13 protein-coding genes are annotated in these 16086 nt (G+C 56.6%); 5 read left to right on the forward strand and 8 right to left on the reverse strand.

Annotated elements, in window-relative coordinates:
- Positions 1–279 precede the first annotated feature (279 nt).
- Positions 280–1938, forward strand: a complete 1659-nt coding sequence (treF, locus tag VI01_RS08045; RefSeq protein ID WP_045814725.1) for an alpha,alpha-trehalase TreF — start codon at positions 280–282, stop codon at positions 1936–1938.
- A 121-nt stretch (positions 1939–2059) separates the two neighbouring features.
- Here treF and VI01_RS08050 read toward each other — a convergent pair whose 3' ends face one another.
- Positions 2060–2884 carry an alpha/beta fold hydrolase gene (locus VI01_RS08050; protein WP_045814726.1) on the reverse strand — a complete coding sequence of 275 codons (825 nt, stop codon included), beginning with the start codon at positions 2882–2884 and terminating at the stop codon, positions 2060–2062.
- 216 nt (positions 2885–3100) lie between these two features.
- Between VI01_RS08050 and VI01_RS08055 the strand changes: the two genes are divergently transcribed.
- Positions 3101–4690 (forward strand): MFS transporter, encoded by a 1590-nt coding sequence (locus VI01_RS08055; protein WP_045814727.1) that lies wholly within the window; start codon positions 3101–3103, stop codon positions 4688–4690.
- 7 nt (positions 4691–4697) lie between these two features.
- Here VI01_RS08055 and VI01_RS08060 read toward each other — a convergent pair whose 3' ends face one another.
- On the reverse strand, positions 4698–5606 hold the full coding sequence (locus VI01_RS08060; protein ID WP_045814728.1) for a LysR family transcriptional regulator: 909 nt from the start codon (positions 5604–5606) through the stop codon (positions 4698–4700).
- Positions 5607–5735: 129 nt separating this feature from the next.
- On the opposite strand from VI01_RS08060, the gene VI01_RS08065 reads away from it, so the two are divergent.
- Both VI01_RS08065 and VI01_RS08070 read left to right on the forward strand, forming a co-directional pair.
- Positions 5736–6296: an antibiotic biosynthesis monooxygenase gene (locus tag VI01_RS08065; protein ID WP_045814729.1), complete on the forward strand. Its 561-nt coding sequence runs from the start codon at positions 5736–5738 to the stop codon at positions 6294–6296.
- Positions 6297–6315: 19 nt separating this feature from the next.
- Positions 6316–8184 (forward strand): amidohydrolase, encoded by a 1869-nt coding sequence (locus VI01_RS08070; RefSeq protein ID WP_045814730.1) that lies wholly within the window; start codon positions 6316–6318, stop codon positions 8182–8184.
- A gap of 101 nt (positions 8185–8285) precedes the next feature.
- Here VI01_RS08070 and VI01_RS08075 read toward each other — a convergent pair whose 3' ends face one another.
- Positions 8286–9233 carry a sensor domain-containing diguanylate cyclase gene (locus VI01_RS08075; RefSeq protein WP_045814731.1) on the reverse strand — a complete coding sequence of 316 codons (948 nt, stop codon included), beginning with the start codon at positions 9231–9233 and terminating at the stop codon, positions 8286–8288.
- 392 nt (positions 9234–9625) lie between these two features.
- Between VI01_RS08075 and uxuA the strand changes: the two genes are divergently transcribed.
- A complete protein-coding gene (uxuA, locus tag VI01_RS08085; RefSeq protein WP_045814849.1) occupies positions 9626–10690 on the forward strand; it encodes a mannonate dehydratase in 1065 nt (354 codons plus the stop codon).
- A gap of 66 nt (positions 10691–10756) precedes the next feature.
- Here the strand turns inward: uxuA and fabF are convergent, their stop codons facing one another.
- The 5 genes from fabF to VI01_RS08110 form a co-directional block, all read right to left on the reverse strand.
- Positions 10757–12031 carry a beta-ketoacyl-ACP synthase II gene (gene fabF / locus VI01_RS08090; RefSeq protein WP_045814733.1) on the reverse strand — a complete coding sequence of 425 codons (1275 nt, stop codon included), beginning with the start codon at positions 12029–12031 and terminating at the stop codon, positions 10757–10759.
- A 10-nt stretch (positions 12032–12041) separates the two neighbouring features.
- Complete coding sequence (locus VI01_RS08095; RefSeq protein WP_045814734.1) at positions 12042–13595, reverse strand: DHA2 family efflux MFS transporter permease subunit; 1554 nt, start codon at positions 13593–13595, stop codon at positions 12042–12044.
- Positions 13592–14632 (reverse strand): HlyD family secretion protein, encoded by a 1041-nt coding sequence (locus tag VI01_RS08100; RefSeq protein ID WP_045814735.1) that lies wholly within the window; start codon positions 14630–14632, stop codon positions 13592–13594. The genes VI01_RS08095 and VI01_RS08100 overlap by 4 nt, the downstream gene beginning before the upstream one ends.
- Positions 14629–15174, reverse strand: coding sequence for a helix-turn-helix domain-containing protein (locus VI01_RS08105; RefSeq protein WP_038644826.1), 546 nt, complete (start codon positions 15172–15174; stop codon positions 14629–14631). Before VI01_RS08105 ends, VI01_RS08100 begins: the two co-directional genes overlap by 4 nt.
- A 212-nt stretch (positions 15175–15386) precedes the next feature.
- Entirely contained in the window at positions 15387–16079 is a 693-nt protein-coding gene (locus tag VI01_RS08110) for an amino acid ABC transporter permease (RefSeq protein WP_038644824.1), read from the reverse strand.
- Between the last annotated feature and the right edge of the window lie 7 nt (positions 16080–16086).

Below are 16086 nucleotides of genomic sequence, written 5' to 3' on the forward strand. Positions count from 1 at the left end.
CTCGTATGCCACCAAATGATCAAAGCAAAGCGCGCTATTTAAGCCAAATAATGGCGATTTTCTTATTTACAGATAATTCTGTGCGCTGATTTGAACCACCATTTAAAACACTGCTTTCACTTCCTGAAATATAGCTTGTTGTAATCGCTGTAAATTCACTTAAAAGCCGGATCAATCGACAAGATTTATTACGTTCATAGATATTTCGCATTGTTGTCTCAGCTATTCAAAGCTCTATAATTTGTGCTTTGAGCAACCAGGCAATTTCAGGAGGCCGCTATTAATACTAACCACCAGCAACGTCAAGCTTTCGGGGAACACGAAGCCCATGCTGATTTGGGGTATCAATACGATCCTCACGAATTTATCCGCGAAGGCATGGAGGATTCCGAGCCGGAACCGGAGCTGATCCAGGGTCTGCCCGCGCCAGATGCGCTCACCCCTGCCGATCGCTATCTTGAACTGTTCGAGCACGTGCAGATGTCGCGCATATTTCCGGATGGAAAAACATTCCCGGACTGCGCGCCAAAATATGATCCGCTGGATATATTAATCCGCTATCGTCGCACGCGTCGCTCGGCCGAATTCGATCTCGAAAAATTCGTGCACGACCATTTTTATTTGCCACAGGTGAATGAAAGTTTTTATGTTTCCAATCCGGATAAATCGCTGACCGAACATATTGACGAGCTGTGGCCGGTGTTAACCAAAATGCCGCAACAGCATTTACCGCACTCATCGCTGCTGCCGCTGCCAAAACCCTATGTGGTGCCCGGCGGACGCTTTGGTGAGACCTATTACTGGGACTCCTATTTCAGCATGCTCGGCCTTGCCGATGCCGGGCGTGACGATTTGCTGCGCGACATGGCAGATAACTTCGCATGGCTGATCGATAACTACGGCCACGTGCCAAACGGCAACCGGACTTATTATCTCAGCCGCTCACAGCCTCCGGTGTTTGCCCTGATGGTTGAGCTGTTTGAAGAGGATGGGATTCGCGGTGCCAAGCGTTATCTCGACCAGCTGATGAAAGAGTATCAGTTCTGGATGGATGGCGCGGGCGAGCTGATGCCACATCAGGCGTATCGCCACGTGGTGCGTATGCCGGATGGCTCACTGCTCAACCGTTACTGGGATGACCGCGACACGCCGCGTGATGAGTCGTGGATGGAAGACGTAGAAACCGCCAGCAAATCCAGCCGTCCGGCGAATGAGGTGTACCGCGATTTGCGTGCCGGTGCCGCATCGGGTTGGGATTACTCCTCACGCTGGTTGCGCGATCCACAGCGTCTGGCCAGCATTCGCACTACCCAGTTTATTCCGGTGGATTTGAATGCGTTTCTCTACAAGCTGGAGCTGATGATCTCTACGCTGTCACACGCCAAAGGTGAAGAGCTAACGGCGCTGGCGTGGCAGAAAAAAGCCGATACGCGTAAGCAGGCGATTCATCGTTACCTGTGGGATGACACCGCAGGCGTGTACCGTGATTACAACTGGCGCGACGAACGCTTTGGTGCCTTCACGGCAGCGGCTGTGGTGCCGCTGTTCCTTGGCCTGGCCTCGCCGGAGCAAGCGCATCTGCAGGCGGTGGCGCTGCGTCAGCTTCTGCTGACTCAGGGCGGTCTGGTGACATCGATGGTAGAGAGCGGTGAACAGTGGGATAAACCCAACGGCTGGGCGCCGCTGCAGTGGATGGCGATAGTCGGCCTGAACCATTATGGTGAAGAGACGCTGGCGACAGAGATTGCCGTTAACTGGCTGACCACGGTGAAGAACTTCTATTCACTGCATCACAAGCTGGTGGAGAAGTATGACATCAGCGGCGATCGTGCCCGTCCAGGTGGCGGTGGTGAGTATCCGCTGCAGGATGGCTTCGGCTGGACCAACGGCGTGACGCGTCGGTTGATGACCATGTACGGGCATCTGCTGGCGGATTAAAAAACACAAAGGGCGCCTCAGCGCCCTTTTTTATGACCAGCCGCGCAATGTATGGCGCATTTGATAGCAGCAACACCGCTGCCAGTTAGCGCAATCAACCGCGGCGCATCGAAACCTGCGATTATTTATTTCCCTGCAGGAACGCCAGCAAGTCGTCGTTCAGTTGGTCCTGATGCGTCACCGCAAAACCGTGCGGGCCGTTCTCGTACACTTTCAGCTCTGACCCTTCGATCATCTCGTGTACCAGCTTACCGGTGGCTTCAAACGGCACGATCTGGTCATTGCTGCCGTGGATCACCAGCGTTGGCACATCCACTTTGGCAATATCAGCGCGGAAATCAGTTTCCGCAAACGCCGTGACACAATCGATCGTGCCTTTCAGTGAGGCCAGCAGCGCGATATTCAGCGTCTGTGTCATCACGCCCTCAGAAATGGTCTGTCCGGCATTGGCGCCATAAAACGGTGTGGCGAAGTCTTTAATAAACTGCGCCCGGTCTTTACGCAGGCCCGCTTTGATGCCATCAAATACCGCTTTTTCAACGCCTTCCGGATGATCATCGGTTTTGCCGAAGATTGGCGTCACCGCGCCCAGCAGCACCAGCCCTTTCACCTTCGCCGTGCCGTAACGACCGATATAACGTGAAACGTCACCGCCGCCCATTGAGAAGCCCACCAGCGTGATGTCATCCAGTTGCAGATGCTCAATCAGCGCATGGATATCATCGGCGAAGGTATCGTAATCGTAGCCTTCCCACGGCTGCTCAGAGCGACCAAAGCCGCGACGGTCAAACGCAATGGCACGATAGCCACGTTCAGCAAGAAAATTGAGCTGGCTCTCCCACATATCTGCGTCCAGCGGCCAGCCGTGGCTGAACAGGACTGGCTGACCTTTGCCCCAATCTTTGTAGTAGAGGTTAACGCCGTCTTTCGCTTTGAATGTGCTCATGTTTTTAACTCCGTTAGTGAGTGATGTTGTGTCTGCCAATCAAACTACATCGGTCTAACTGAAAAACCTAAAGCAGAGATTTTGACAACTTGTTCAAAGATTTTTGCCCTGCGAGGCTGTCAAAAAAGCCTGAACAAGTTGGCCGATTTTTTCCGCTATCAAGCGTCTCACGGGCTTCGTAAGGTGCATACATCGCACATTTACAGGAACACGATGATGAGCCAGCAAAACCCCACGACGCCACGCGGCGGCGCTTTTTCTCCCTTCGCCTACGGGCTGTTCGCCCTGATCTGGACGGCCTCAGTACTCGGCAACACCGGTAGCTTTATCCGCGACGTTGCCAGCGCCTGGCTGGTGACCGGATTATCCGATAACCCGACCGCCGTGGCGTTGATGCAAACGGCGGCCACCCTGCCGGTGTTTTTACTGGCACTACCAGCGGGCGTGCTCTCTGATATCGTCGATCGCCGCCGATTACTCATCGTGGTGCAAATCCTGATGGCCAGCGTCAGCGGCACTCTGCTGGTGCTGTCGCACAATCACTGGCTCACCGTAGAGTGGCTGATCGGCCTGACCTTTGTCGGTGGCATTGGTGCCGCGCTGTTTGGCCCGGCCTGGCAGGCGATTGTCCCCGAACTAGTGCCGCGCCATGAGCTAAAAAACGCCGTTGCGCTCAACTCTCTGGGGATAAATATTGCCCGCGCTATTGGCCCCGCTACCGGCGGTTTACTGTTGGCAAGTTTAGGCGCCATGGCGGCATATGGTGCCGATGTGGCGAGTTATTTTTTCGTTATTGCTGCCCTGATGTACTGGAAACGCCCGGCGAAAGCCAAGACCGAGCTGAATGAGCACTTCTTTGGCGCCTTCCGTGCTGGCCTGCGCTATGTCAAAGCCAGCCGCGAGCTGCACCGTGTGCTGTTGCGTGCAGCAATGTATTTCGCCTTTGCCAGTGCCATCTGGGCGCTGTTGCCATTGGTGGCGCGCACCATGCTGCACGGTACCGCAGGCTTTTACGGCTTGCTGTTGGGTGCGGTGGGCGCCGGTGCGATTGCCGGTGCGCTGTTGCTGCCGCGTCTGCGCAGCAAACTGAGCAACGATGGTTTGCTGCTGCTCTCTGCGGTGCTGAGCGCACTGGTCATGCTGGCATTAGCGATGAGCCCGCCGCAGTGGCTGGCGCTGCTGTTGATGCTGGTGCTGGGCGTCGGCTGGATTATTGCGCTGACCACACTGAACGGCGTAGCGCAGGCGGTATTGCCGGATTGGGTGCGCGGTCGTGGTCTGGCGGTGTATCTGATGGTGTTTAACGGCACATTGGCCGGTGGCAGTCTGGCCTGGGGCCTGATCGCACAGCAGCTCGGTCTGGCCACCACGCTGATGATTGCCGGGGCCGGTCTGGTGATCACTGGCGTACTGCTGAAGCGTCTGGCGCTGCCTGCGGGTGAAGCAGATCTGCAACCCGCTGAGCACTGGGTCATGCCGGTAGTGCACGACGATGTCGATGTGCGTCATGGGCCGGTGTTGATTCAGATTCGCTACCGCGTATCGCAGGAAGATCGCGCCGCCTTCAAAAAAGCGATTCACAAACTGGCACGGTCACGCCGTCGTGATGGCGCCTATTCATGGGGCTTAATGGAACAAACCGACGATCCGACGGCATTGCTGGAGTGGTTTATGGTGGAGTCCTGGCAGGAGCATATGCGTCAGCACCAGCGTGTGTCGCACGCCGATGCTGAGTTGCAGCAAGCGGTTTTGCAATATCATCAAGGCGAGGAAGCCCCGCAGGTCAGTCACCACATTGCGATATAACGACGCTTTACGCGGGAGAATAAATCTCCTGTAAACCCGGCAGCGTGAGCAGGTGCTCACGCCACCAGGTGGCAGCATTGCCGGTAGCACTCTCATTCCACGCCAGATACGCCATATCGCGACGGCATTCGCTATCCAGCTGGCGTGCCACCAGCGCGCCGCTCTCCAGGTGCGGTCTCGCCAGGTACAGCGGCAGATAGCCACATCCTAAACCATCCAGCTGCGCCTGCAGTTTCGCCGGGAAGTCATGCACGCTCAGGGTTTTCTGCTCATCCAGCACGCGCAAATCGATACCTGCACCGTGACGAGACGAGTCGTGAACCGTCACCGCGCGGTACTGGCGGATCTGCTCACGCAGCAGTGGTTCCGGTGCTGAAGCGAGGGGATGATCCGGCGCGACAGCAAACACATAATCCAGCCAGCCGAGCGGTTGGCAGACAATCTCTTTGCGCGTGGCGGGTTCCTGCACCGCGCCAAAGACAATGTCCGCTTCGCCATAGTTGAGCGCTTCCCAGCAGCCAGCCAACACGTCCTGACGGAATTGCAGCTGAGTATGCGGATGCTCCTGATAAAACCGATCAATCAGCGGCGTGAGAATACGAAACGGCAGTGAGGCATCCACGCTGATCACCAGCTGGCTTTCCCAGCCACTCTCAACATAGCGCGCCTGTTGTTCTAACTCATTGACCGCGCGAAGCAAAGTGCGGCCTTTTTCCAGCATCAAACGCCCGGTTGGGGTGAAAGTGGCGCGATGGCCGGAACGATCGAGCAGTGTGATCTTCATATCGCTCTCCATCTTCTGCACGGTATAGCTCAACGCCGATGCGGTTTTAAACAGTCGCGCAGCCGCAGCGGCAAAGGTGCCGTGGCGATCCAACGCATCCAAAATCAGCAGCGCCTCAAGGTTTAAACGCATTCCCCATGCCTCCCCAAAAATTGTTGAACAACAACCCAAAATCTATCCGTTATCAATAAACGCTCTCATTTCGTATTTTTTTACTCAACGACGCAAGCACTTTCACCAGCGGAAACTCAGGAACTTACGATGAATTACTCACAGCAAGCCAACCACGTGACGCTGGTGATTACCCACAGCATCCTGCCAGAAGAGCAGGCCCGTTATGAGCTGTGGCTCGACACCATTATGCCGCAGGCCGCGAGCTTTCCCGGCCATCTCGGCGTCAACGTGCTGCGCCCGGTGCACGGCGACAACGCTTACACCGTGCTGATTCGCTTTACCGGGCTGGATGAGCTGTACGCCTGGCTGAAATCGGACCAACGCAACGCGTTAATCAAAGACCTGCCGACGATGCTGGCACAGCCGGAACATATTGAAGTGCGTCCTGGCGCCGCGTTCTGGTTCACCCCCACGCAAAAAGGCCAGGTCAAACCGGCGAAATGGAAACAATACTTACTGACACTGGGAGTCATTTTTCCTTCTACCAACCTGGTGCCGTGGTTATGGAATCAGGTATTGCCCGCCGCGCACGGCACGCTGTGGGGCCACTTACTGAATGATGCCAGCGTGGTGGCACTGGTGGTGTTCTTGTGGATGCCGATGGTAACTCGTTTTTTAAAACAGTGGCTTATTGGCCGCAACGCGTAATCTAACTGGAGAAGAGATAATGACAACGGCCTCACTGATTTTTACCAACGGCAAATTCCACACCGTGGATCGCGCCAACCCTTTAGCCACCGCTGTGGCGATCAAAGACGGCAAGTTTCTCGCGGTGGGCAGCGAAGCGGAAGTGATGCGCTTTGCCGGCAGCGATACACAAATTATTGATGCCAAGGGTCACACCGGTATTCCCGGCCTCAACGACTCGCACCTGCACCTGATTCGTGGCGGCCTCAACTACAATCTTGAGCTGCGCTGGGAGGGCGTGCCGTCGCTGGCCGATGCACTTCGCATGCTGCGTGAGCAGGCCCTGCGCACCCCTTCACCGCAGTGGGTCCGTGTCGTCGGCGGCTGGAGCGAATTCCAGTTTGCTGAACGCCGCATGCCAACGCTGGATGAGATCAACGCCGCCGCGCCCGATACTCCGGTGTTTATTCTGCACCTGTATGACCGCGCCCTGCTGAACCGCGCCGCACTGCGAGTGGTGGGTTACACCAAAGACACGCCGAACCCGCCAGGCGGTGAAATCCAGCGCGACAGCAATGGTAATCCCACCGGTATGCTGATTGCGCGTCCGAATGCCATGCTGCTGTACGCCACGCTGGCGAAAGGACCGAAGCTGCCGCTGGAGCAGCAGGTCAACTCCACACGTCAGTTTATGCGTGAGCTGAACCGCCTCGGCCTGACCAGCGCAATTGATGCGGGCGGCGGCTTCCAGAACTATCCCGATGATTACGATGTAATTTCGGAACTGCACGCCAAAAAGCAGCTGACGGTGCGCATTGCCTACAATCTGTTTACCCAGCGTCCCGGCCATGAGCTGGAAGATTTCGAGAAGTGGACCGACATGCTGAAGCCGGGCCAGGGCACCAATTTCCTGCGTCACAACGGTGCGGGCGAGATGCTGGTGTTCTCGGCGGCAGATTTCGAAGACTTCCTCGAACCGCGCCCCGATCTGGCCCCCGGCATGGAAGATGAACTGGAGCGCGTGGTGCGCCATCTGGTTGAGCATCGCTGGCCGTTCCGTCTGCATGCCACCTACAACGAATCGATCAGCCGCATGCTGGACGTGTTCGAAAAAGTAAACCGCGATATTCCGTTTAACGGCCTGCACTGGTTCTTTGACCACGCAGAGACCATCACCGAAGCCAATATTGAGCGCGTCAAAGCGCTGGGTGGCGGGCTGGCCGTGCAGCATCGTATGGCGTTCCAGGGTGAATACTTTGTCGATCGCTACGGTAAAGAAGCCGCCAAACAGACACCGCCAGTGGCGCGCATGCTGGATGCGGAAGTGCCCGTCGGTTTGGGCACGGATGCCACCCGTGTCGCCAGCTACAACCCGTGGACCGCGCTCTACTGGCTGGTTTCTGGCCGCACCGTCGGCGGCATGCAGTTATACGATGACAATTCGCGTATTGACCGTGAAACCGCGCTGATGCTGTGGACCAAAGGCAGCGCCTGGTTCTCCAGCGAGCAAAACGCCAAAGGTGAAATCAAAGTGGGTCAGTTAGCGGATCTGGTGCTGCTGTCGAAAGATTTCTTCAGCGTGCCGGAAGAGGAGATTAAAGGGATTGAATCGGTGTTGACGCTGGTCGATGGTGAAGTGGTGTATGCCGCAGGCGGCTTCACGCCGCTGTCGCCGCCACCGGTGCCAGTGTTGCCAGAGTGGTCTCCGGTGGTCACCGTGCCGGGCCACTACCGTAGCGCGCCACCGCAAGCCAATGGTCGTGCGGCAATGATGCCGAAAGTGCACCAGTGCAGCGGCCCTTGTGGTGTACACAGCCACTCGCACGATGTGGCACGCCAGTCTTCGGTGCCGGTGTCGGATAACCATGCCTTCTGGGGTGCGCTGGGCTGTTCGTGCTTCGCGTTTTGAGTTAAAGGCGGTTTATGGCCCTCTCCTGGTGAGAGGCTTTGCTGCAAATTGGGACACAGACTTTGGCGCTGGCGCGGGTCTGTTTCCCCAACCGCAAAAGATTACCCCGCCAGGCCAAACCCTTGCTTGCCGTTCTTCTTAATCTGGTACATCGCTTCATCGGCACGTGTCAGCGCCTCATCAAAGCTAAAGTGCGGCTGCACCGTCGCCACGCCAATAGAAGCACCAATCTGTGCATGACCGTTATCGACATCGAACGGTGTCAGTGCGGCATCCAGCACCGCCTGCATCATGATGCGCACTTTGGGGAAATCGATCAGGAACGGCATCAGCAGCACAAACTCATCCCCGCCCAGGCGACCCACCACCACGTTTGGCGGCACCTGGTCAAGAATGCGCTGGCTGAGCTGAATCAGCACTTCATCGCCACTGCGATGGCCCAGCGTATCGTTAACATGCTTAAAATTATCGAGATCGATAAATGCCACGCACAGCGGCCCCTGCGTTTTCATTTTGCTGAAATGCGTTTGCAGCGCATGGCGGTTGGTCAGACCGGTAAGCGGATCGTGATGAGCCAATGAAGAGAGCTGCGCTTCATACTGCTTCTCTTTGGTCATATCGATATGCGTGCCGGTAACTTTGAGCGGATTCCCCGCTTCATCCCACTCGGTCACGCGCCCGCGATCCAACACCCAGGTAATTTTGTCGTTCTTACCCAGCATGCGATGCAGCGCTTCATAGTAAGGCGCACGCCCTTCGATGTGATCGTAAAACGCCCTGAGCACTTCATCGGCGTCCTCGGGGTGCAGGCGCTCGCGCCAGACCTCAAACTGCGCTTTTGTCTCTTTCGGCTGAAAACCCAGCATCGAACCCCAGCGTCGATTGAAAATCACCAGCTTGCCGCTGGGAATATCCAGCTGCCACAAACATAAACCGGTTCCGTCCAGTGCCGCACTCAGCTTGTTTCGCGCGTCATGCGCTATGCGCTTTAAGCGCGCATTATGCTTTTTCAGGTTCTGAATCTGCTGACGCAGCGCTTCTTCGGACATGATGGCTGACGGAGAGGAAATAAGGGTTATTCTGCCTGCCAGGAAGTTTCTGATAAATAAAACAAATGAAAAGCCGATCAGTAGCGGAAAATTGCATCAAGCTCAGAGGGAACGGCGAAGCATTGAGGTTATTTCAGCTAACAAAACTTTCTTTATTCCTGCAAAGCAGTGGAAAACGCGCCAGAAAAATGGCGCATCTCTCTTTATCGTTCTCTTTGCGTTAGCGTCCGCATTAAAGTCAGGCGGCATAAATCCTCCACCCCCTGCCTCGACTAAGAAATTGTGTTCTGTGACGCGGATCAACAGATATTCGCGAGTCGATGCTGGGATCATGTTTACTAGAATGGTAGTTTAACAGTTATCGCAGCAACACGATGACGGTGGATGAGATTATGCAACTGACAATGCGTTGGTTTGGTCCCAAAGAAGATAAAGTTTCGCTGGAATATATTCGCCAGGTGCCGGGTGTCCGTGGCGTGGTGGGCGCGTTGTATGACGTGCCGGTCGGGGAAACCTGGCCGAAAGATAAGATTCAAGCGCTGGTTGATCAGGTGCATGCCGCCGGTCTGACGGTGGAAGTGATCGAGAGCGTCAACATTCACGACGACATCAAAATCGGCCTGCCGAGCCGCGATCAATATATCGAGAACTACAAGCAGAGCATCCGCAACCTCGCCGAAGTGGGCGTGAAAGTGATCTGCTACAACTTCATGCCGGTATTTGACTGGATGAAGACCGACATGAACTACGTGCTGCCAGACGGCTCACTCACCATGGCGTTCGAGAAGAAAGGCATTGATAAGAGCCTCGACGAAGTGGTGCAGGAGGTGTTGGGCAACTCAAACGGTTTCGCCCTGCCGGGTTGGGAGCCAGAGCGTCTGGCGAAGGTGCAGGATCTGTTTGCGCAATACAAAGACGTTGATGACAACAAGCTGCGTGAAAACCTCGCATACTTCCTGAAAGCGGTGATCCCGGTGTGTGAAGAAGTGGGCGTGAAGATGGCGATCCATCCTGACGATCCACCGTACTCGATCTTCGGTCTGCCACGCATTGTGAAGAATCGCGAAGACCTCGACTGGATCTGTAATCTTGTGGATTCGGAGGCTAACGGCATCACGCTGTGTACCGGATCGATTGCAGAAGATCCGCAGAATGATGTGTACGGTATTCTGGCCGAGTTCTCGCGCCGCAAACGCATCCCGTTTGCGCACGTGCGTAACATCAAGATTATTCAGGACAAAGATTTCTACGAGTGTGCACACCCGACCGAATACGGCTCGCTGGATATGTACAAAGTGCTGCAATCGATGCACGACAACGGCTTCGATGGCTACATCCGTTCCGATCATGGCCGCTTTATCTGGGGCGAAACCGGACGTCCGGGCTACGGTCTGTATGACCGCGCACTCGGCACCACTTACCTGATGGGTCTGTGGGAAGCGCTGGAAAAGCGCTAATTCACCCTGCCCTCCAGGCCGCTGTTAACAGCGGCCTTTTTAATTGCCGTTAGTCTTCCCAACACGTTAACGGAAAACCTCATCCCAACCCTTAAACAGCAGGCTGGCATTCACGCCACCAAAACCGAAGCCGTTTGACAGCACATACTGCATCGCCATCGGCTGTGGTTTCAGCGCCACCAGGTTCAGTCCGGCGGCGGCTTCATCGGGGTGCAGCAAATTGAGCGTCGGCGGGGCGATTTGATCGCGCAGCGCAAGGATTGAGAAGATCGCCTCCACGCCACCCGCTGCCCCCAGCAAATGCCCGGTGGCAGATTTCGTCGAGGTGATCGCCACATTGCTGTCCGCAAACAGCGTGCGAATGGCCGCCAGCTCGCCCTTGTCACCCACCGGCGTGGAGGTGGCATGCGCGTTGATATGCTGCACCTCTGCTGGGGTGATGCCCGCCTGCGCCAGTGCAGTCTCCATTGCACGACGAGCGCCTTCACCGGTTTCCGGTCCGGCGGTGAGATGATAGGCATCAGCGCTGGTGCCATAGCCGACTAACTCAGCCAGCGGTGTCGCACCGCGTGCCAGCGCATGCTCCAGTGATTCAATCACCAGCAGGCCAGCGCCTTCTCCCATGACAAAGCCATCACGATCGCGATCAAACGGACGAGATGCCTGTTCGGGATGATCGTTAAATCCACCCGACATCGCTTTCGCGGCGGCAAAGCCCGCCAGACTTACGCGATGGATCGCCGCTTCTGTACCGCCGCACAGCGCGATATCCGCTTCGCCGCTGCGAATCAACCGTGCCGCATCGCCAATCGCCTGCGCGCCTGCCGCACAGGCCGTGACGGGTGCGCCAATCGGGCCACGAAAGCCGTGGGCAATCGATACATGCCCCGCCGCCAGATTGGCGAGGAAGGAAGGTATGGTAAACGGCGATAAGCGGCGCGGCCCGCGATTGGCGGTGGTTTCCACCGCATTGGCAATTTCGTTGAAGCCGCCGATTCCAGTGGCGATCACCGTGGCGGTACGCTGGCGCAGCGTCTCATCCTGAGGGAACCAGTTAGCTTGCGTCAGGGCTTCGTGCGCCGCCACCAGCGCGAACTCAATAAAGCGATCCATTTTCTTGCGATCTTTCGGTGCGATCACGCGTTCGGGATCGAAGCCATACTGAGGATCTTGCTCCAGCGTGGGCACCTGTCCTGCGACTTTGCAGCTGATGTCTTGCACCATCTCATCCGGCAAGGCGCTGATGCCCGATTTTCCTGCCAGCAGTGACTGCCACACGGCTTCTGTGCCGCAGCCAAGCGGGGACACCATGCCCATACCTGTAATCACAATACGTTTCATTGATAACTCCTTAAGCTGCGGGCTTTTTCATAAAAGGAACCAGCAGCGCAGCGATACAAAATCCGACCATAATCAGCCAGAATGCGTCCGAAAAGGCCTGGGTGCGCGCCTCACGCAACGTGAGTGAAGCCAGCGATTGCAGCGCCGCCGTGTGCGCCGCATCCGGGCTGAGTCCGTTGAAAATCAGGGCTGCGGTGCGCGATTGCAGATAGTCGCCCAAGGACAAACTGGCGCTGTTGAGGTGATCGGCCAGGCGGCTGAAGTGCAGATTGGTGCGGTCATTTAACACGGTGCCGCACAGCGCAATGCCGATAGCCCCCCCGAGATTACGCATCAGATTAAACAGTCCTGACGCTAATTTTAGTCGTGCGGGCGGTAAGCTGCCGAGCGTCAACGTCACCGTAGGCGCGACGGCAAATTGCTGTGCCATGCCGCGAAACGCCTGCGGGAACAGCAGCTCTTTCGCCCCCCAGTCATGGGTGATCGGCACAAAGAAAAACATCGATACGCCAAAACTTATCAGGCCAAACGCCAGCAAAATGCGCAGATCGACGCGATTCGCCAGCCAGGCATAAAACGGGATCGACAGGATCTGAAAGATGCCGGTAGAGAAGATCGCTAAACCGATCTCCAGCGCACTAAAGCCGCGCACCTGGCTGAGAAACAGCGGCGTGAGATAGATGGTGGCGAAGATCCCCACGCCAGCCATAAACGAGAAATAACAGCCGAGGGTAAAGCCCGGATCTTTCAGTGCGCGGAGATCCATGATCGGCTTCGCGTGATTCAGGGTACGGATCACGAACAGCACGCCACACACTAAGGCGATCCAGCCCGTGGTGCTGATGGTGCTATCGTCAAACCAGCCCCAGCGCGGCCCCTCTTCCAGCGTGTACTCCAGACAGCCCAGCGACAATGCCAGTAACAGAATGCTGAAGTAATCCGCTCCACGTAGCAGGTCAGGGTTGGGGCTGTCGATCTTCACCAGGATCGGCACCGCAATAGCGATATAAATGCCGGGAATGATGTTGATATAAAACAGCCAGTGCCAACTGAAGTTATCGGTGATCCAACCACCGACCGTGGGACCCAGCGTCGGTGCTAATGAGGCCAACGCCCCCACGGTGGCGGCCGCAATCACCCGTTGCTTGCCCTGGAAGAAAGCAAAGGCGGTGGTGAACACTAGCGGGATCATCGAGCCGCCCGCCAATCCCTGTAACGCCCGGAAGGCGATCATGCTCTGGATGTTCCACGCCCAGCCGCACAGTAAACTCATGACCGTAAATCCGCAGGCGGAGACGGCAAACAACCAGCGCGTAGACATCACGCTCGCCAGCCAGCCGGAAAGCGGAATAATGATGATTTCCGCAATCAAATAGCTGGTTTGCACCCACACGGTTTCATCATCGCCTGCCGACAGCCCCCCGCCGATATCCCGTAACGAGGCGGAGACAATCTGGATATCCAGTAAGGCGATAAACATGCCGATGCACATCGTGGCGAAAGCAAAGACCTTTTTGCTGATCGGCATCTCCGCCGGCGCCAGCAGCGCGGTGACGCTGCTCATCGCGCGCTTCTCTCATCCACCGTCACCGTGACGGAAAGACCCGGCCGTAACAGGCCGAGCACTGCCGCATCACCGTCCAGCACAATGCGCACCGGCACACGTTGGACGATCTTGGTGAAGTTGCCGGTGGCATTTTCCGCCGGGAGAATGCTAAAACGCGAGCCGGTGGCCGGTGATAAGCTGCCAACATGGCCGTCGAAGGTACGGCCGGGTAAAACGTCCGCCACGATATGCGCCGTTTGTCCGGGCCGCATATTGGCCAGTTGGCTCTCTTTGAAGTTGGCATCGATCCACAGCCCCTGCGCCGGCACCAGCGACAGCAATTGTGCACCGCTGCTGACAAAGGAACCTGACCACGCACGACGATTGCCGACTACGCCATCAAAAGGGGCGCGGATCTCGGTGTATTCGAGATTGAGCTTCGCCATCGCCAATCCCGCTTGTGCCTGGGTCAAAGCTGCTTTGGCCTGCTGCTCACGCGCATCCAGCACCTGCAACTGACGCTCGGCGACGGTTTTGTCCGCACGGGTTTTGCTCTCTTCCGCCATCGCCTGATGGTAATCCGCTTGTGCATGATCGCGGATTTGCTGTGAGACCGCTGAACTGCTGGCCAGCGCACTGTAGCGGCGCTGATCTGAGGTGGTTTTCAGCGTCAATGCCTTCGCCGCCAGCAGAGAAGCGTGCGTGCCGGCGATGGTCGCGAGCTGTAGCTGGCGCGTAGCAGCAATGTCGCTTAACGCGGCTTGCTGTGCCGCCACTTCCCCTGCGGCCTGATCCACCGCGGCCAGATAATCCCGGTTATCCAGTTGTACCAGCAGATCACCCTTTTTCACCCATGCGTTATCCTGCACCGCCAGCGTGTGGATATAGCCGGAGACTTTCGCCGAGATGGCACTGATATCGGCGCCGACATAGGCATCATCGGTGGAAGGCATAAAGCGCGCGGTGTGCCACCAGTAATAGCCATAACCTGCCGCCGCTAAACCACCGATCGTCAGTGCCAGCAACAGCGCCGATTTTTTGCGTGTCAGCGTCATGATTGCTTCTCTGACAGCGCGGGCGGCGCGAATTTCTGTGTGGTATCGCCGGCGCGCTTTTTCTGCAGGTAATCATGGCGATAGTGCATCATCGGCACCGCCGCTGGACCCGGCACCATTTGGTATTTGTCGAGCGTCAGCGGCTGGCCATTTTCACTGTCGACCAGTTGCAGCTTCACCGGGCGTTGCGTGGCGGTTTCCACCAACTGCATCTGACGTCCTTCCGGCGAGAAGTGATTGCTGCCCCACTCGGCCAGCGCCAGAATCACACCGCGAAAATCTCGTCCGGCCGGGGTGAGATGGTATTCGTAACGAGCGGGCGTGGTGCTGTAGCACACCTTTTCCAGCAAACCGTCTTCCACCAGCTCTTTCAGGCGACGTGACAGGATGTTGGGTGCCACGCCGCTGCTTTTTTGGAACTCATCAAAGCGGGTGAAGCCAGCCAGTGCATCGCGCATGATCAGCATGCTCCAGCCATCGCCGACGCGGCCCAGGCTGCGGGCGATAGGACAAGGCATGTGGTAAAGCGGTTCGTTTTTCATGGGAAGTATTCCGCAAAGGTCTGATGCGGAGTACTGTTGCAGAGTGACTTTCATTTTGCAAGTAACTTGCAAAATGAAAGCAAGGAGTGTTCATTGTGAAACGCAAAACATTGCGCCGCTATCAGAGAGCAGCAAGCCCGGTCGCGCGCGCAAATTTGCCAAAAAAAACGGCAGCCACACTGGGCTGCCGTTTCATCACAACTGAGCAATCTCTAGGTGCGCACGCGCAGCGCCGCCTCTATCTTGTCGGCGATCTTAGTGACCACATAGGCAATCACCATATAGAACACCACTGCAATCAGGAAGGCTTCGAGGTAGTAGAAGTTCAGTGCCGCCGTCAGCTGCGCCTGGGCAAAGATATCCACCACTTCAATCGCAAACGCCAGCGACAGGGCTTTCATGATCACCATAAAGGCATTCGCCAGATCGGGGATCGCCGCCACAATAATCTGTGGGAACATCACCCGACGGAACAGCTGTCCGCCGCTGTAGCCCAGCGATAAAGCCGCATCGGATTGTCCGCTGTCGAACGAGTTCAGTGCGCCTTTCCACACTTCGGCCTGGAATGCCGCGACACAGGCACTCAGCGCCACAATGATGATCACCCAGTTCGGCAATGAGTGGGCATTCACCTCGACGCCAAACAGCGTGGCAACAAAGTGCAGCGCCGGTGGCAAGCCGTAATAGGCGAGGAAAATCACCACCACCATTGGCACGCCTTTGAAAGCGATTTTGTAGGTGATAACCAACTGGCGCAGCAGCGGAATGCGGCGATGCTCAATAAAGGCAAACAGCCCGCCCAATAGCGTCGAACAAATAAACACCGTGACCGCCATTAGCAGCGTCACCGGTACCGCATCGAGAATGCTCCAGAAGTCCGGCAGCAAAACCTCAGCATCAAACATGGTTTGT

Source organism: Pantoea sp. SM3 (assembly GCF_000963995.1).
In the GTDB taxonomy this organism is placed as follows: domain Bacteria; phylum Pseudomonadota; class Gammaproteobacteria; order Enterobacterales; family Enterobacteriaceae; genus Pantoea; species Pantoea rwandensis_B.